The sequence below is a fragment of the Marinobacter sp. ATCH36 genome (assembly GCF_023555055.1).
Classification (GTDB): Bacteria; Pseudomonadota; Gammaproteobacteria; order Pseudomonadales; family Oleiphilaceae; genus Marinobacter.
In genome coordinates this window covers 59,937-77,792 of record NZ_JAMJPL010000009.1, presented here as the reverse complement: position 1 = coordinate 77,792, position 17,856 = coordinate 59,937, and the positions used below count along the sequence as shown (strand labels likewise).

Genomic DNA, 17,856 nt, shown 5'->3' with positions numbered 1-17,856 from the left:
ACCTAGAGCCACCCCCCCCCCAACGCTCCTTCCAGCTTTTGTAATTGCATGCCTATTTTTTATGTGCGTTTTGCACGGGGTTCGGGGGCGGGGTTGATCCGGCTTTCCGGGACCGTCAAAAACATGGATGTTTTTGTCGAGCGTACAGGGACGTATTCACAGCGTGTCCCGGAAAGCCGGATCAACCCCGCCCCTCCACCATCACCCGAAAACCATCACTCAGAAGCCCAGGAAGGCGAACGCTTCTGCATAAACGCGAGGGTCCCCTCGGAGCCCTCGTCACTGCGAATCGCCAGCGCAAACTTCTCGGCCGCGCTGTCCAGCAGGCCGCTCATGGACTCATGGCCAACGCGATGGAGCAACGCCTTGGTTTCCGCAGTGGCATTCGGCGCGCACCGCCGAACCCGATCAACCGCCTGGCCCAGCAGCTCGTCGATTTCCACCTCAGACTCCGCCACCTGATGAACAATCCCCAGCCTGCAGGCCTCATCTGCATCCACCCGCAAACCCAGCAACGCCAACCGCCGCGCCTGCGTCAGCCCGATCCGCTCCACCACAAACGGTGCAATCTGGGCAGGAATCACACCCAGCGTTGTCTCCGGCATCCCGAACTTTGCCGTCGGCCCTGCGATGGCCATATCCGACACACAGGCCAGACCAAAGCCACCGCCCATTACCGCGCCTTCAGTCACTGCAATTACTACCTTTGACGACTCGTTCACCTGCTGAATCATCTGCCCGAACGCCCGGTTCAACCGGTAAAACGGGTCTTCCTCAGCCTCGGCGGGCTTCTGACCCCGGGCACCGGCCATGTCCTTGATGTCCCCGCCGGCACAGAAATGCCCACCGGCCCCACGAATAACAACGGCACGGATGCTGGCATCATCTTCCACCTGACTGAACACCGTCGAAAGCTCAGCCACCATCTTCAGGCTCATAGCGTTCCGAACGTCCGGCCGGTTAATGGTCACGTGTAACGCAGGCCCCTGTTTTTCCAAAACAAGCGTTTCGCAGTGAGGCATATTTTCCATAAGAATGACTCCAATACCGTTGTCTGGGGGCTGGCGCGTGGGTAGGTAGGCCTTTCCGGGACCGTCAAAAACATGGATGTTTTTGTCGAGCGTACATGGACGTATTCACAGCGTGTCCCAGAACAGCCCTCCCGGCCATGCGCCGGTCCTTCCTCCCAAATTGATTCCCCAGGGGTTAGTCCCGTTGTTTGCCTGGAAGTGTCCCCATCATCTTGCAGATAATCCCCAACATGATTTCATCAGCCCCGCCGCCGATGGACACCAACCGCACATCCCGGAACGCACGGGAAACCGGGTTCTCCCACATGTAACCCATGCCACCCCAATACTGCAGGCAGCTATCCGTCACCTCACGCCCAAGGCGCCCGGCTTTCAGCTTGGCCATGGACGCAAGCCTGGTCACATCCTTGCCTTCCACATGCAGCTCACAGGCCTGATAGGTCAGGGCACGCAGGGCTTCTACCTCGGTTTGTAATTCCGCCAGGCGGAAATGAATCACCTGGTTGTTGATCAGTGGCTGGCCAAAAGTTTTACGCTCACGGCAGTACTCGATGGTCTTGTTGATGCAGTGCTCCAGGGCCTTGATCACATTCGCGGCACCCCACAGACGCTCCTCCTGGAACTGCAGCATCTGCATCATGAAGCCCGTGCCCTCGGCACCGATGCGGTAACGCTGGGGCACCCGCACATCGTCAAAATAAATCTCAGCCGTCTCGGAGGACCGCATGCCCAACTTGTTCAGGTGCGGGCTAAAGGAAATGCCCGGGGTGTTCATGGGAACCACAATCAGCGACTTGTTCTTGTGGGGCTTGTCGTCCGAAGTGTTGGCCAGCAGGCAGATAAAATCGGCCTTGGGGCTGTTGGTGATCCACATCTTGGAGCCGTTGATGACGTAGTCGTCGCCATCCTGCTTTGCGGTAGTTTTCATCCCCGCCACATCAGAGCCAGCGGCCACCTCACTCACGCCGATACAGCCAACCATATCGCCGGCGATGGCGGGCGCGAGGAAGGAGCGTTTGAGCTCATCGGAACCGAAGCGCGATATGGCCGGTGTACACATGTCAGTCTGCACACCCACGGCCAGGGGAACACCGCCGCAGTGCGCAGTGCCCAGTTCCTCCGCCGCCACCAGGTTGTAGCTGTAATCCAGCCCCATGCCGCCGTATTCTTCCGGTTTCTGGATGCCCAGGATGCCCAGGTTACCGAGTTTCTTGAAGATATCGTGAATGGGGAATTCGCCGGCTGCTTCCCATTCGTCGCAATGGGGATTGATTTCCTTCTCCACAAAATCGCGGACGGTTTTTCTCAGGGCTTCGTGTTCGGGTGTGAATTTCACTTTCTTGTTCTCCTGACTTAATGAAAGTCCGTGCCTGTTTGTTGAGGTGCACGTTCTCTAGCTTGGACGGCGGCTGTGTGGGCGGGCCTTCAGAAACACGCTCCTTCGGCACATCCATGTGACGCTCGGGCTCCGCCATCCCTGGCTCCGCACGGTTTCTGAAGGCCCGCCCACACAGCCGCTTTTTAACTGTAAGTATGTTGCTTCCTGCCGGGAGTTTTTGTGGCTTTGATATCCCTCCGGCTCTGGTTGTCAGATAACGCCTGAGGCGGAACCGACCTACATTTCTTTGTCCTTAATCTTCTTGAAAAGCGTACTCGCCAAAAGCGGTAACTGGTGGTCGACCGGACCCGGGGCGGAGGGCTTCCCAAAAACGTGGAGCGCCAGGGATGGCGCGACCGAGCCCTACAGGGAAGTATTCACGGGCGTTTTTTGGGAAGCCCTCCGCCCCGGGTCCATAAATCATCACCAAGACCGCCTAGAGGCGGGCCACCCCAAAAGAATTAGGCCGCAACTGCCGAACCTCAGCCTCGCGACAAACCGAAAGCACCAGAGCCAGAACCCGCCGCGTATCGCGCGGATCAATCAGACCGTCGTCCCACAGCCGGGCCGTGCCGAACAGGGCGGTGGAGCCGTCTTCCAGTTTCTTGGCAGTGGCCTGCTCCAGGAAATCCAGGGTTTTCGGGTCCGGCTCCATGCCGCCACGGCGCTGCTTGTCCTCGGCCACGATGCGCATCACCTTGCCTGCCTGCGCCGGGCCCATGACCGCTGTGCGGCTGTTGGGCCAGGCGAATATAAAGCGTGGGTCCAGGCCACGTCCGCACATTGCATAGTTACCTGCACCATAGGAACCGCCGACCACAATTGCGACCTTTGGTACCCTGCAATTGGCCACCGCCTGGATCATTTTCGACCCGTGCTTGATGATGCCGTTCTGCTCCGAGTGGGTGCCCACCATGAAACCGGTGGTGTTATGCAGGAACAGCAAGGGCGTGCCGGCCTGGTCGCAGAGCTGGATAAACTGGGCGGCTTTGGTGGCACCGGCCGGGGTTATCGGGCCGTTGTTGCCAATGATGCCCACCGAGTGGCCCTCGATGCGGATGGTGCCGCACACCGTCTGGTCGTCGTAGCCGTTCTTGAAATCCATGAATTTCGAACCGTCGGCAATACGGGCGAGAATTTCCCGAACGTCGTACGGTTTCTTTGCATCACTGGGAATAACGCCAAGTAAATCCTCGGCGTCGTATAGCGGCTCTTCCCATTCCGGTTCCCGCGCCGGGGGCAACTGTTCGTTCCAGGGCAGGGCCTCCAGCACATTGCGGGCGTAGCGGATACCGTCGGCGTCGTCCTCGGCCAGGTATTCCGCTGTCCCGGCGACTTCCGCGTGCATCTGGGCGCCGCCAAGTTCCTCATCGGTGGCAACTTCGCCGGTAGCGGCTTTCAGCAGGGGAGGGCCGGCCAGGAACATCTTGGCCTGCTCCCGTACCACGATCACATAATCCGACAGCCCTGGCTGATAGGCGCCACCGGCGGTTGCGTTACCATGGACCACGGTGACCTGGGGGATACCTGCGGCGGACATGCGGGCCTGGTTGGCGAAACCACGGGCGCCGAGTACAAAGATATCCGTCGCGTAGTTCAGGTTGGCGCCGCCGCTTTCGGACAGCGACACCACCGGCAGCTTGTTTTCCATCGCGATCTGCTGTAGCCGCAGGGTCTTGTCCAGCCCCGCCGGCGTAATAGTGCCGCCCTTGATGGCACTGTTACTGGCCACCACCAGACAGCGAATACCGCTGACCGTACCAATACCGGCAATGATGCCGCCACCGGACAGGCTGCCGTCCTTGTCGTCATGCATCTTATAACCGGCCAGGGAGCAGAGTTCCAGAAACGGCGTGCCCCGGTCCAGCAACCGGTTGATGCGGTCCCGGGGCAGCAGCTTGCCGCGCTTGGTGAACTTCTCCCGCGCCGCCTCGGCCAGATTCAGCACCTTCTGCTCCACATCCCGGAAGGTGATGATATGAGCTTCCATCACCTCCGCATTGGCGCGAAAGTCGTCCGACTGGGGATTAACGGTGGACTCCAGAACCTGCATCGAATTCTCCTCAGTCGTCGCTCAACACTTTAGGTGTTACCGCCCGGTGGAAACCGTTAAACGGCGCATTATTCTTCGCTTTCGGGAATGGCCAGACCCGGCCACCCTGGGAAGCGGCCCCGTCAATCCGCAGACAATCGCCACTGATAAACGCCGCCCCCGGACTCAACAGAAAACAGATCGCCGCACTGACCTCGGACTCCGTCCCCATACGCTTGATGGGCACGTTATCCCCCAGACTGCGAATCCACTGCTTCATATGCTCGGGGTAGTTATCCATGCCACTGGATGCAATCCAACCCGGCGCCACCGCATTCACCCGAACGCCGGAACAACCCCATTCCACTGCCGCCGTCTGGGTAAAATTCACCATCCCCGCCCGGGCCGCGCCCGAATGCCCCATGCCGGGCATGCCACCCCACATGTCCGCAACGATGTTGACAATGGCTCCGCCGGTTTTCGATAGCGCCCGGGTATAAGCCTCCCGCGCTATCAGAAAACCTCCAGTCAGATTGGTACGAACCACCGTCTCCCAGCCTTTCTGGTTAATGTTCGCCAGTGGCGAAGGAAACTGCCCCCCGGCGTTATTGACCACACCATTCAGCCCACCATGTTCTTCGATGATGGCCTTAACGGTAGCCTTAACGGACTCTTCCTCACGAATGTCACAAACATGAGCTGAGGCAACTCCCCCGTCTTCAATAATTTCAGCTTTAACGGCTTCAACCTTCTCTGCCTTCCGACCGACAAGCGCCACACGGGCCCCAAGCGCAGCCAGCTCGTGAGCCGTACAACGCCCAATCCCGGACCCACCCCCGGTCACAATAAAAACGTGATCTTTAAAAAGATCAGGATGAAAAACCGATCGATAACTCATCTCAGAATTCCTCAAAAAAGTTCCGGGCACTCCGCCGGGGAGGCTGTTCCGGGACCGTCAAAAACATGGATGTTTTTGTCGAGCGTACATGGACGTATTCACAGCGTGTCCCGGGACAGCCTCCCCGGCGGAGTGCATGCACCAAAGTTGGAAGTATCAAGCGTTCAGCACCTCGGTCCTGATAGGCACAGGAAACTCAAGCAATTGCTGGGCGAAAGCCTTGCCTTGTGGGTCAATCCTAAGGCTGGCAACACCACCCCCACCAAGACTGTGTTCCAACAGGAAATTAAAAGCATGAAACCCAGGCAGAGCCCAACGGGTAACCCGGCCATTTTTCGGATCCAGCGTGTGGTTCATCCACTCCGCCACCGCCAGTTCCGTCAGCGCCGCCTCAATGAAGGGCACAAACTCCGGCTTGCGGGCAATCACCCCGATATTGGTGTGATCCCCCTTGTCACCACTGCGTGCCCAGGCCAGCCTGATCAACGGTACCGTGGAATCCGTGGCCGGTTCGGCGCTGCTGAAAGATTGCTCAGCAAGCTGACCCGGCTCAAACCCGCCGTCCGTTGCCACGTCCACGGCCTGCTTGCCGCCATCAAGATCCACCGAAACCGACACTTCCGTTTTCGGCACCAGGCAGGAATAAAGCCGGATTTTAGGCCACACCGTTGGGCGCCCACCCACAATACCGGTGATTCCCGGCGCCATCCCCGTCGCCGCCTGGGCGATTTCGCGGGAAAACAGCACCAGCGCCTCTTTCTTCGGGTGGGCCGTACTGATCTTCACCACCACCTCACGGCAATCCTTCCTCCGGCCATGCTCACCGTATGTGGCTTCGGTGCCCAACAGCTCAATGCTGGTTTCTGAATAGTCCGGCAGACCACGCTCGCTCAACATCCGCGACGTTTTCGCCAGAATGGCCTCGGCTACTTTCCGGGCCTTGGCTTTGGCATCGATGCCTGCAAGCAGGAAGGTCACCGTGCACTTGAAGCCGTCTGGCCAGGTGCCGGACACCTTGTAGCTGTCGGTGGGTGGCAGGCCTCTGGCGCCGCTGACACGTACTTGATCGGCGGCCACCTCTTCAAGGACGACGCCCGTAAAGTCACAGGTTACATCCGGCAGCAGGTACGCCCTAGGGTCGCCAATCTCGTAGACCAGCTGTTCAGCCACAGTGCCCCGAGACACTTTACCCCCGGTGCCGTCCGGCTTGGTCATGACGAAATCGCCGGTTTGCGAGACTTCCGCGATTGGGAAGCCCATATCGGCAAAACCGTCGGCTACCTCTTCCCAGTCAGTAAAATTGCCGCCGGTGGATTGCGCCCCACATTCAAGCAGGTGGCCTGCCAGACTGCCTTGGGCCAGTTTGTCGTGGTCGTTCCAGCTCCACCCGAATTCATGGATCAGCGGCGCCAGCACCAGAGCACTGTCGGCGACCCGCCCGGTGATGACAATGTCCGCCCCCTGTTCCAGCGCGGCGACCAGGCCCGGGGCGCCCAGATATGCGTTCAGGCTCACCATCATAGGTGGCATCGGTTTGCCGGTGGTCATTTCGGTGATGCCGGAGTCGGCAAGCTGTTTCTTTTTAGGCAACAGGTCATCGCCCAGAACCAGGGCAATCTTCATATCCACGCCGGCTTTCTCGCACAGTGCCTGCAAGGCATCGCGGCAGGCCACCGGATTGACGCCGCCGGCGTTGGCGAGTACCCGAATGCCTTTTTCCTTTATCTCGCCGAGCAGTGGCCCCATCACCGTTTGCACGAAGTCCCGGGCATAGCCCTGGCTCGGGTCTTTCATCTTCTGGCCAGCCATGATGGACATGGTGATCTCCGCCAGGTAGTCCGCCACCAGGTAGTCTATGTTGCCTTTATGAACCAGTTGGGCAGCGGCGGTCTCGGTGTCGCCCCAGAAGGCGGCGGAACAACCGATGCGGATGGTTTCTGGCCTGGAACGATCGGAATCTGGCATGCATTCACCTTGTTATAAAGAAACCGCAACGCCCTTCATGGCGTGGCTGTTTGCGGAACCTGTCAGCGTTGGAAATGACAATACCAAGCAAGCGCTTGGTTTGTAAACAGGCAAAATCAGGATAGAATCAGTGCTCTTCTGTTCCCTGGCTGGAAATCACTGTGAATCAAGACTCTATCCTGCGCTCGCTGGTTGCAAACAACCTGGTTTCCGATCCTTCCGGTGCCCGCGGCCGACTGCTTCGCGAAGCCGCCAGACTGTTCCGGGACAAGGGCTATGAGCGCACTACGGTGAGGGATCTGGCAGCAGCCGTGGGCATCCAGTCTGGCAGTCTTTTTCATCACTTCCGCACCAAGGAAGAGATCCTCAAGGCTGTGATGGTGGAAACCATTCGCCTCAATACAGCCCTGATGCAGGCAGCAGTGGATTCAGCGCCATCCAGTCGTGACAAGCTGCAGGCGCTTATCCGTGCCGAGCTGGAGTCCATCAATGGCCAGACCGGAGAGGCCATGGCGGTGTTGGTGTTCGAGTGGCGCAGCCTGTCGGAGGAATCTCAGGCCTACGTGCTTGAACTCCGGGATATCTATGAGCAGCTGTGGCTCGATGTCCTGCAGGCTTTGCGCAGAGAAGGCGTGTTGGTAGCGGATCCTTTCGTGGTGCGCCGTATGCTGACTGGCGCACTGAGCTGGACAGTAACCTGGTATCGGTCGGGTGGTGGTCTCACACTGGATGATCTGACTCAGCAGGTGGTCGCCATGATGGGGCTTACAACGCCTGAACGTTAAGTCCTGCCTGGAAATTTCGTGTGCTGGTGTGAATGTAGTGATTGTAATGAAGTTCTGAAGTCCCTGTTTTAAATCAAAATAAATCCATCATCTTCCCGTCTCTTGGGGCCATTGGCCTGATCGGCATAACCGAATCGGCATTCCAGCCATTTTTGTCAGACAAGATTCGCAGCATTCTTGCCCCGTCAAAATACGAGCGGAGATACGGTTGCGGGTTAATAGGCCCCGATGGTCTCCGACTAATAAAAACAATGTAAGACAGGACGAACTATGAACTTCTCACTGGTGAAATCCTCTGGGTGCCTTCGTGCCAGCGGGCTTGCCCTGTTGGTCTTGATGTTTCTTGCAGGCTGTTCCGCCAATCCTATCTACTCGACCACCGGAATGGTTCTCTCCAGCTACTCGGAGGGCGAAGCAACCCCCTACGTCATGCAGATGTCAGATCCGAAAATGGCCTGCGCGTTGGGTGAGGGCGTGGACCCCCTGCTGTATTCCTTCTCACGAGTGTCGGATGCGCCTGACAGCACCGGCTCTTTGTTGATGCTGCTGGCGGCAAACTGTTCGGAGTACAAAGCCTGGGAAGCTGAGCTCGACTACCTGCGTGCGGATTTTGCCGGTGAAGTGCCAGCCGCGAAGGATGCCCGCGAAAAAGCCAAGCGACTGAACGCTGAAACTGCCAAGCGCCGGTATATCGCCTATCAGCGCGCCATGGCCGCTTACGATTTCGATCCTGCAGCGGAAGAGTTTGAGTGCCCGTTTCTGTTCGACGAACAGGAGGAGCTCACTTTCCTGCTCGGCCTGCTGACGGGGATGCAGGCCATCGTAAATGACGCCAACTCTGGCGCCATGGCCGGTGTTCCCCGCAACATTGCGCCACGGGCGGAGCGTGCAGCCGAATGTGTTGATAACGAGAAGTGGGGCGGGCTGCCAAACGCTATCCGCAGCCTGGTCTGGCTGTTGCTGCCAGATACCCGCCCAAGCCTTTCACCGGACCCCTGGCGTGTACTTGAAGACAGCTCCCGCCTGGGTGTTGCCGTTGGAATGCGTGCCTCCATGGCTGTTGAGGCTGTTGCTGCCGAGACATTTGGCCGTCCTGACGTGCTTGAAGATGTGATCGCGCGGTTCGCAGAGGCCGAAAACACAATCGTAGTCTGGGATGAATTCCAACTGGTAGACGAGGTAGCGCGCAACGTTATCCAGTTCTCATCCGACAAGCACTGGACGGCCAGTTATGGTCATCGCACTCCCCAAACATATTTTGGCCGCATGAGCGCTGAACGTTCAGGCGAAGAGCCTGAAACCATGGACCTGGACGACCTGCTCTGACAGGCGTCCGACAGCCTGAAAAAACCAACAAACACAAGAAACCCGGAGGTCATTTATGAACCGTAAATCCCTTGCTGCATTGTCACTGGTTGTCGCTTCCCCCTTTGCGGCCGCCGAGCCTGTCAAAATGTGTGTCTTTGATGTAATTGGCGCCAATGGTGATATGTACAACATGGTCAAAGACTACGCGCTGGAAATGAAGGCCCATGGTGTGGATTTCGAATTACGCCCCTACACTGACGAGGGCGTTGCCGTTGGCGATTTTAACTCCGGACAATGTGATGCCGTTGCCGCAACAGATCTACGTACCAGACCGTTCAACCGGTTTGCCGGCAGCATCAGTGCGGTTGGTGCCCTGCCAACCTATGACGACCTGAAAACCACCCTGGCAACTCTGGCACAACCCAAGGCAGCGTCATTGATGAAAGAGGGCAACTACGAGGTGCTGGGGATTGTCCCGGTTGGTGCCGGCTACCTGTTTGTCAACGATCGCGGAATCGATACTGCCGGTGAGCTCGCCGGTAAACGCATGGCGACGCTTGATTACCAGAAAGACGCCATCCACATGGTGAACCATGTGAAGGCGACAGTGGTGCCCTCCGATATCACCAATTTTGCGGGCAAGTTTAATAACGGCTCCGTCGACACCGCCTATGCGCCTGCCTTCGCCTACGAGGCACTGGAGCTCTACAAGGGCATTGGTGACGATGGCGGCATTGTCGACTACCCGCTGGCGCAGCTGACCATCCAGGTTATCGCCCGTGATGACGTGCTGGACGACGAAACTGCGCAGAAATCTCGCGAAGTTGCCTGGGGCATGTTCGGCCAGGCCATGGATCTGATTGAGCGTCAGGAGTCGGCTATTCCCGAGGAAAAATGGGTCCGTATTCCAGAGCAAGACATCGAAGGCTATCAGGAGATGTTTCGCGATAATCGACTGCAGCTGAGGGACGGTACCGACGGCGCCAACAAGGTCTATCACCCCAAGATGATGAGTCTGTTAAGCAAGGTCCGTTGCTCCAGCAATCCCGGAGCTTCCGAGTGCACGGCGTCTGATCGCGAATAACAGAGGCTGATCCTCCATGAACTGGCGAGCATTATCAGCGGCGGCCCCGGAAACCCTGTACCCCGTGCACCGGTTGCACGGGGTTATTCTCCTGCTGCTCCTTATCTTTACGCTTCTTCTGGGAATGGGAAACTCACTCCACTCGCGCATGCTGTGGGTAGGAGAGCAGACCTGGCCCAACTACTACCTGCTTGACCCGGATGCCACGGAACCAACGTGCCGGCTGGTCATGGATGTTGATGCGGAGGTAGAGAAACGGGTCGAGGCTTATGAGCCGGACCCGGATGACCTGTTCAGCTCGCCACCGGAGCCGGATGCAATCCGGAAATCCCTGGAAAAGAACCTGGCGCTGTGCCAGGAGAAGCACTTCCTGTATCAGCAGAATCAGGAGCACGCCACCGAGGCTCTGGGTGTGTTCAAGGCCGTTGAGCAGGGGTTTGCGGATTTCCTGCTGGACAATATTGAACTGACCAAATACCTATTCATTGCCATGTTTGCCATGGCAGCGGCAATTTCGGCATTGGATGCCGACCATATCGCCCTGAGACTACCCCGCAATCGTGCCGAATGGCGGCTCAGCCAGGGCATGCAGTTCGTGGTGAACGGGCTGATGGTGTATTCGCTGTTTTCCTATGTGGACCGGTTGTCGACATCCCCTGGCTCGGAAGACGCCATGGTGTTGCAGTACGCCTGGGCAGCGGTGTTCGGACTTTTCATGGTCATCAATGCGGCCCGGTTTCTGTCGGTGCCGGCGCGAATGAGGCCGGGGACGCTGGCGGCTTCATCAGGGCTTGTTCTGCCCCTGTATTGCGCCATGGGCCTGATTGCGATGGGCTACTTCTTCTTTATTGACGGTTACTCTTCCGGCCTGGCCATATACTTCGGCATGATGACCAACCTGTCGTCCATGTTCATCAACATCGGTCTCTACGTGCTGGTGGGTATGGCGCTGAAGCAGACCAGAATTCCAGAGCTGCTGCTGAATGTGATCAAACCGTATCACCTGCCCGCTCCGATGCTGGCTTCGGTAATGATCTTTGCCACGGCATTTCCCACGGCCTTCACCGGCGCTTCAGGTATTTTTATCCTGGCCGTTGGTGGCGTTGTCTATGACGAAATGCGCAAGAGCGGGGCGGGGCGACAGCTGTCGTTGGCCACTACCGCGATGTCTGGCAGTCTGGGCGTCGTTCTGAATCCCTGCCTGTTGATTGTTGTGGTGGCGGCACTGAACAAGGAAGTGACTACCTCCGAGATGTATGGCTGGGGTTTCTGGGTGTTCATCATGTCGGCGACGCTGTTTTCTGTGGTGGTCTGCAAAACCCAGGGCAACTGGAAACCCCGCCCGGCGCCGGGAGCATTCAGAAAATCCCTGACCGAGTTGCGTCCACTGGCACCATACACAGCTGTTGCTGCACTGGTTATCCTGGCCATCTGGCTGATTCTGGGGCTCGGGTTCAATGAGTACAGCGCACCGATGATTCTGCCGCTGGTAATGTTGGCGTTGGTGTACCTGGACTCAGGGAGAGACCAGGATAAGCATGGGCAATCCCGGGGCCGTGCGTTCTGGATGCGCAGTACAGCCGCCGCCAGCGATTCCGCCTTGCATATTGGTGCATTGCTGGCACTGATCGGCTTTTCCATCTGCCTTGGCGGTATCCTCGAACGGTCCGACATTGTGCACACGCTGTTCCCGGAGAACCTGACCAGCCCCTGGGTTGCCATGCTGGTGATCGTGGTGATGCTCACCGTGATTGGTATGGTGATGGATCCGTTCGGCGCCGTGATCCTGGTGTCTGCAACCATCGCGCAACCTGCGATACAACTGGGTATCGATCCGCTGCATTTCTGGATTGTGTGCCTGGTGGCCTTTGAACTGGGTTACCTGAGTCCGCCGGTAGCACTGAACCATCTGCTGACACGGCAGGTGGTGGGCGAAACAGAAGTGCTGGCCGCAGAGCGCACTGGTTCCTTCTGGCACCGGTATGAACGATTGTTGCTGCCGCTGGTGGTTATGGGGCCAACCCTGCTGACAGCTGCTTTCGTGCCACTGCTGTTCTATGCACTGTAATCTGATGGCAGTTTTTTGCATCTGATGAAATGTTTGCAACGTATTCGGTTTTGCCACTGTTAATTGGATACCATGGAGGAAAACAACAGGCGTTGTTTTTTGCGTGTCCACGATGTCGCCCTAGTGAGCCTTCTATGATCCGGACTGTTTCTGTCACCGCTGGTTTGATTTCTTTTGTGCTGCTGTTGTCGGGCTGCGGTGGGGGCTCCGGAGGTAGCGACGGAGATGCACCTGATCTGTCCGGAATTATCGATATAGAAAGCGGAACGCGGGTGGATTCCGACACCGCTGATGACATTCGCCTTGACCAGTCGGTGGATAATGGCTCACCCGGATCGGCCCAGGCTCTGCCTGCAGGGGCTATCGTGGGTGGTTATCTCAGTTTTGAAAGCGGAACATACGACACCGGGACTCTGGACCGATTCGATTTTGCTGTCGATACCGAGGATTTTTACGCGACGGAATTGTCGCCTGGTGACCGGATAGCGTTGCAGGTTTTTCTGTCGCCAGATCAGAGTGAAAAACTGCCGGCTCGAACTCTTCGTATCCTTGAGCCGCAGGGGGACGAACTGGTCGAGGTAGTCGATCCAGTCACATCCGGCAGTCCGCAGCCATTGATAATCACTGTCGGGGATGACGTCGAGCCTGGCTCCTATCTTATCGAAGTCAGCACCACCGACGGTATTCCATTCCGTTACGTTCTCACGCTTGCGGACCAGGCCTCCCCCAGCGTCATGAACACCCGCTATACCGAACCGGCTTTCATGATGGACGAAGCCATCGTGAGTTTTGAGCCGGGCCCTGGCGGTAATGCCATGGCAGCAGCCCTGTCCGTATCGGAACGCCGGGACCTGGGCCAGGGCGCCTGGCTGATACGCAGGGAAGGGGCACGAAACCCTATTGCCATGTCCACCACCCAGGTACGGAGCGCACGCAAAGACACATTGGACTGGATACGGGAGCTTCGTGAACAGCGGGGTGTCGTCGCGGCAGAGCCCAATTACCTGTACACCTCACAACAGGTCTCGCCGGACGATGACACTTTTTATGACCGTCAATGGAACCTGCCACTGACCAGGGCGCCGATGGCCTGGCAAGCTGCGCCGAACGTCGGATCTGGTGTCGGTATTGCCGTGATGGATACGGGTATGTTCAGCGCTACGCCACAGACCGCCGGGGACTGGCACCCCGATCTGGACGACAATGTCCAACTGATTTCCGGTCAGACTATGGATTACGTGTCTGCTGATCTGGATATTGATGAGGACCCGGGAAGAGATGCTAATCCCGCCGATCCCGGTGACGGCAAAGCCCGAAGCAGCAATTTCCACGGTACCCATGTGGCCGGCATTGCCGCAGCAGTGGATAACCAGGCCGGTATTGTAGGCATGGCGCCGAGGGCCAGTATCTACCCCGTCCGGGTTCTCGGTCGTGATGGCGTTGGCTCTTCCGCCGATTTGATCGCAGCACTGAACTGGGCGGCAGGCCGGGATGAGATCGATGTTATCAACCTCAGCCTTGGCGGCCTGGGGCCCAGCGATTCCCTTAAGCGTGCCATCGATGCGGCGTGGGACAGCGGTAATGGAAAGCTCATTGTGGCTGCCGCTGGCAACCAGGGCACGGACGAGCCGACCTATCCGGCGGCTTACCCCAACGTGATCGGCGTCGGCGCCGTGGACGGGGGCGGTAAACGTGCCTCCTACTCCAATGTGGGCGCGTCCGTGGATGTAGTGGCGCCAGGGGGCGACGCCAGTCGCGATGCCAACCAGGATGGTACAGCCGATGTGATTATCAGCACCTGGGGCAGGGATGACAGCGTTGATTTCGAAGCTGGCTATGCCGGTTTACAGGGGACGTCCATGGCGGCGCCCCATGTGGCAGGCGTCTATGCTCTGATGAAGGGACAGATTGGTAACCTGACACCAGGGGAGTTCCGCGCCCTGTTAAGAAATAGTGACCTGACCGAAGAGGTTGGCCCCGCTTTCGAATTCGGCGCTGGCCTGATAAATGCCCTGGCCGCCATGGACGCCGCCCTGGACGGTAATTTCCCGATTACTCTCGGGGCGTCTCCGTCGGCGCTTCAGTTCAATTCGGCCGTACTACGAGCGGAACTTGACTTCGCAGCTTATCCGGAAGGGGAGGCAATCAGTATCACCGGCGTAAGTGCTGGCGCGGGCTGGCTGAATGTTGGAGAAGTCCCGTCTGACCCATCACAGCCGCTCGTTGTATCGGTGGATACCTCCGGGCTCGAAGACAACGAACGCTACACCACGGAACTGGTCATTGAGTATGACCCGGACAATGGCGACCCTGGCACGTTGACCATCCCTGCTTCACTGAGTCTGGGCACCTCAGCGGACGACCGCGACGCAGGCAGGCATTACGTCCTTCTGGTCAGCGCCGATAACGACCGCGATACCATCGAGCAAGTGGTCGTCTCTGCAAGCGCTGGTCATTACCGTTTTGCTTTTGATCAGGTGGAGCCGGGAGAATATTTCCTGGTCGCAGGTACGGACATCGACAACAACGGCCTGATCTGCGAGAACGGTGAAGCCTGTGCCGAGTACCCGGTCAACGGCTTACCGGAAAAAATCGTGATTGGCGACGAACCACTTGGCGGGGTAAGGTTGAGCACCAGTTTCCGCCGGCCCACCATTTCTGCTCTTGACCTGCCCCGGGTCGGATTCGAAGGTTACCGCCTCAAGTCCGGTGATGAACAGGAGCCGCGCGATGCGCCAATTCGCAGCCTGGAGGATGAGCGTTGATAATCCGATTCGTAACGATGACAGCCCTGGCTCTGGCCATTACGGTGGTATCAGGATGTGCTGTTAATCGCTCGGCAACTGCCAGTGGCGGGCCGCTGGCAAGACAAGTGACGGAATCCGACCATTGTGGCCTGACCGCACCGGGGCTGGTCTACATAAGCAATGCCAGCGATCTGGATAAGCTCGGGCGCCTGCCATCGGCCAACCTTGCGATGAAAAAGCTCAGGGCTATTGATCTGGAACAGGAGCACCTGGTGCTTGTGGGGCTTGGGCAAAAGTCCACCGGGGGCTATGGTTTGACACTGGAGTCCGCCGATATCGTCGATGATGTGCTGGAACTGACGCTGAATGCCCGACAGCCGCCATCCGATGCCATGGTTACTCAGGCGTTGACCACGCCCTGTGCCATCATAGCCATCACGCCCGAACACTGGGAACGTCTCAGGGTGTCCGGTGAGGGCTTCGAAACCATCACACGCCCGCGATAGCAGTGTTGCAGCTGATCTGCTCCTCACCAGCACAAATCAACCGTTGATCTTTGCCCGCGAATCCCTAAGCTATGGGCCAGTTTAATAACAAACCCGTGGAGTCGCTTTCTTCCCATGAGCCAGAAACAGTACAACGCCGATGCCATTGAAGTTCTTAGTGGTCTGGACCCGGTTCGCAAACGTCCGGGCATGTACACCGACACCAGTCGGCCCAACCATCTGGCCCAGGAAGTCATCGATAACAGCGTCGACGAAGCGCTGGCAGGCCATGCCCGCCGCATCGACGTAATTCTGCATAACGACGGTTCGCTCAGCGTCGAAGACGACGGCCGCGGTATGCCGGTGGATATGCACAAGGAGCATGGCGTGCCGGGAGTGGAGCTGATCCTGACCCGCCTTCATGCCGGCGGCAAGTTCTCCCAGGCTAACTACAACTTCTCCGGTGGTCTGCACGGGGTAGGGGTCTCGGTGGTCAACGCCCTGTCGACAGACCTTGAAGTACTGATCAAGCGCGATGGACAGTTACACCGGATGACGTTTGCCAACGGCCACAAGCAAACCGATCTCGAGGTTGTGGACACTGTGGGTAAGCGCAACACCGGCACCCGACTGAAGTTCACGCCGGACCCCAGCTATTTCGACAGCCCGAAATTTTCTGTCAGCCGGTTACGCCATAACCTCCGCGCCAAGGCTGTGCTCTGCCCCGGCCTGAACATCACCTTCCTGCAGGAACAGACGGGTGACAAGGACGAATGGTGCTACGAGGGCGGGCTGCGCGATTACCTGCGTACCGAGCTGGCCGACATTGAAGCCGTACCTCTGGAGCCTTTCACCGGTAGCTTCTCAGGTAACAAGGAGGCGGTGGACTGGGCTATCCAGTGGCTGCCGGAAGGTGGCGAAGCGGTGATGGAAAGCTACGTCAACCTGATCCCCACTGCCCAGGGTGGTACTCACGTTAATGGCCTGCGCACCGGTCTGCTGGAAGCCATGCGGGAGTTCTGCGAGTTTCGTAGCCTGCTGCCACGTGGGGTCAAGTTGTCTCCGGAAGACATCTGGGAACGCTGTGCCTATGTGTTGTCCTTCAAAATGCAGGAGCCCCAGTTCTCCGGGCAGACCAAGGAACGTCTGTCCTCCCGCGAAGCGGCTGCCTTTATTTCCGGTGTGGTCAAGGATGCCTTCAGTCTGTGGCTGAACCAGCATACTGACGTTGCCGAAGCGCTGGCTGAGCTGTTTATCAGCAACGCCCAGCGCCGATTAAAGGCCAGCAAAAAAGTGGCCCGCAAGCGAGTCACCTCGGGCCCGGCATTGCCTGGCAAGCTGGCGGACTGCTCCGGCAGTGACAACAACCGTTCAGAACTCTTCCTGGTGGAAGGTGATTCTGCCGGCGGTTCCGCCAAACAGGCCCGTGACCGCGACTTTCAGGCCGTGATGCCGTTGCGGGGCAAGATTCTCAATACCTGGGAAGTGGATTCCAGCGAAATACTCGCCTCCCAGGAAGTCCATGACATTGCTGTTGCCATCGGTGTGGACCCGGGCTCCGACAAGCTGGAGGGCTTGCGCTACAACAAGATCTGCATCCTCGCCGACGCCGACTCCGATGGTCTTCACATTGCAACCCTGCTATGTGCGCTGTTTGTTAAACATTTCCGGCCCGTAGTTGCCGCTGGCCACGTTTTTGTTGCCATGCCGCCGCTGTACCGGGTGGATCTGGGCAAGGAAACCTTCTATGCCCTGGACGAACACGAAAAACAGGGCATCCTCGACCGCCTGGCCGCCGAAAACCGCCGTGGCAAAATTTCCGTCACCCGCTTCAAGGGTCTGGGAGAGATGAATCCCCTCCAGTTGCGCGAAACCACTATGGCCCCGGATACCCGCAGGCTGGTCATGCTCACCATCGCTGACGGTGACGATACCGACAGCCGCATGGACATGCTGCTGGGCAAGAAGCGGGCCTCTGATCGCCGGGTGTGGCTGGAGACCTACGGCAATATGGCAGACATCGAGGTCTGACGACTCTATATATTTATTAGTGCTTTAAACAGTATCCTTTATTC

The 17,856-nt window shown here is 58.1% G+C and carries 12 protein-coding genes; 7 read left to right on the top strand and 5 right to left on the bottom strand.

What is annotated here, in order from left to right; translation table 11 throughout:
• Positions 1-215 precede the first annotated feature (215 nt).
• The 5 genes from M8010_RS19270 to M8010_RS19250 form a co-directional block, all read right to left on the bottom strand.
• On the bottom strand, positions 216-1,031 hold the full coding sequence (locus M8010_RS19270) for an enoyl-CoA hydratase/isomerase family protein (RefSeq protein WP_250094327.1): 816 nt from the start codon (positions 1,029-1,031) through the stop codon (positions 216-218).
• A 175-nt stretch (positions 1,032-1,206) separates the two neighbouring features.
• Complete coding sequence (locus tag M8010_RS19265; protein WP_250094326.1) at positions 1,207-2,367, bottom strand: acyl-CoA dehydrogenase family protein; 1,161 nt, start codon at positions 2,365-2,367, stop codon at positions 1,207-1,209.
• 478 nt (positions 2,368-2,845) lie between these two features.
• Positions 2,846-4,462: an acyl-CoA carboxylase subunit beta gene (locus M8010_RS19260; RefSeq protein ID WP_250094325.1), complete on the bottom strand. Its 1,617-nt coding sequence runs from the start codon at positions 4,460-4,462 to the stop codon at positions 2,846-2,848.
• A 10-nt stretch (positions 4,463-4,472) separates the two neighbouring features.
• Positions 4,473-5,339 (bottom strand): SDR family oxidoreductase, encoded by an 867-nt coding sequence (locus M8010_RS19255; protein ID WP_250094324.1) that lies wholly within the window; start codon positions 5,337-5,339, stop codon positions 4,473-4,475.
• Between the two features lie 156 nt (positions 5,340-5,495).
• Entirely contained in the window at positions 5,496-7,304 is a 1,809-nt protein-coding gene (locus M8010_RS19250; protein WP_250094323.1) for an acyclic terpene utilization AtuA family protein, read from the bottom strand.
• 161 nt (positions 7,305-7,465) lie between these two features.
• Between M8010_RS19250 and M8010_RS19245 the strand changes: the two genes are divergently transcribed.
• The 7 genes from M8010_RS19245 (at position 7,466) to parE (ending at position 17,812) form a co-directional block, all read left to right on the top strand.
• The gene (locus tag M8010_RS19245) at positions 7,466-8,089 is read left to right on the top strand and encodes a TetR/AcrR family transcriptional regulator (RefSeq protein WP_250094322.1); all 624 of its coding nucleotides are present in this window, start codon (positions 7,466-7,468) and stop codon (positions 8,087-8,089) included.
• 270 nt (positions 8,090-8,359) lie between these two features.
• Positions 8,360-9,415 (top strand): hypothetical protein, encoded by a 1,056-nt coding sequence (locus M8010_RS19240; RefSeq protein WP_250094321.1) that lies wholly within the window; start codon positions 8,360-8,362, stop codon positions 9,413-9,415.
• Positions 9,416-9,470: 55 nt separating this feature from the next.
• A complete protein-coding gene (locus M8010_RS19235; RefSeq protein ID WP_250094320.1) occupies positions 9,471-10,481 on the top strand; it encodes a putative solute-binding protein in 1,011 nt (336 codons plus the stop codon).
• A gap of 16 nt (positions 10,482-10,497) precedes the next feature.
• Positions 10,498-12,549: a TRAP transporter large permease subunit gene (locus tag M8010_RS19230; protein WP_250094319.1), complete on the top strand. Its 2,052-nt coding sequence runs from the start codon at positions 10,498-10,500 to the stop codon at positions 12,547-12,549.
• Positions 12,550-12,683: 134 nt separating this feature from the next.
• Entirely contained in the window at positions 12,684-15,314 is a 2,631-nt protein-coding gene (locus tag M8010_RS19225; protein ID WP_250094318.1) for a S8 family peptidase, read from the top strand.
• Positions 15,311-15,802 carry a protease complex subunit PrcB family protein gene (locus M8010_RS19220; RefSeq protein ID WP_250094317.1) on the top strand — a complete coding sequence of 164 codons (492 nt, stop codon included), beginning with the start codon at positions 15,311-15,313 and terminating at the stop codon, positions 15,800-15,802. Before M8010_RS19225 ends, M8010_RS19220 begins: the two co-directional genes overlap by 4 nt.
• Positions 15,803-15,916: 114 nt before the next feature.
• Positions 15,917-17,812, top strand: a complete 1,896-nt coding sequence (gene parE / locus M8010_RS19215) for a DNA topoisomerase IV subunit B (RefSeq protein WP_250094316.1) — start codon at positions 15,917-15,919, stop codon at positions 17,810-17,812.
• The last annotated feature ends 44 nt before the right edge of the window (positions 17,813-17,856 follow it).

Coding starts and splice junctions, on each gene's coding strand:
- M8010_RS19235 (WP_250094320.1), top strand. CDS start 9,471: ATGAACCGTAAATCCCTTGCTGCATTGTCACTGGTTGTCGCTTCCCCC.
- M8010_RS19225 (WP_250094318.1), top strand. CDS start 12,684: ATGATCCGGACTGTTTCTGTCACCGCTGGTTTGATTTCTTTTGTGCTG.
- parE (WP_250094316.1), top strand. CDS start 15,917: ATGAGCCAGAAACAGTACAACGCCGATGCCATTGAAGTTCTTAGTGGT.
- M8010_RS19240 (WP_250094321.1), top strand. CDS start 8,360: ATGAACTTCTCACTGGTGAAATCCTCTGGGTGCCTTCGTGCCAGCGGG.
- M8010_RS19250 (WP_250094323.1), bottom strand. CDS start 7,304: ATGCCAGATTCCGATCGTTCCAGGCCAGAAACCATCCGCATCGGTTGT.
- M8010_RS19255 (WP_250094324.1), bottom strand. CDS start 5,339: ATGAGTTATCGATCGGTTTTTCATCCTGATCTTTTTAAAGATCACGTT.
- M8010_RS19270 (WP_250094327.1), bottom strand. CDS start 1,031: ATGGAAAATATGCCTCACTGCGAAACGCTTGTTTTGGAAAAACAGGGG.
- M8010_RS19260 (WP_250094325.1), bottom strand. CDS start 4,462: ATGCAGGTTCTGGAGTCCACCGTTAATCCCCAGTCGGACGACTTTCGC.
- M8010_RS19230 (WP_250094319.1), top strand. CDS start 10,498: ATGAACTGGCGAGCATTATCAGCGGCGGCCCCGGAAACCCTGTACCCC.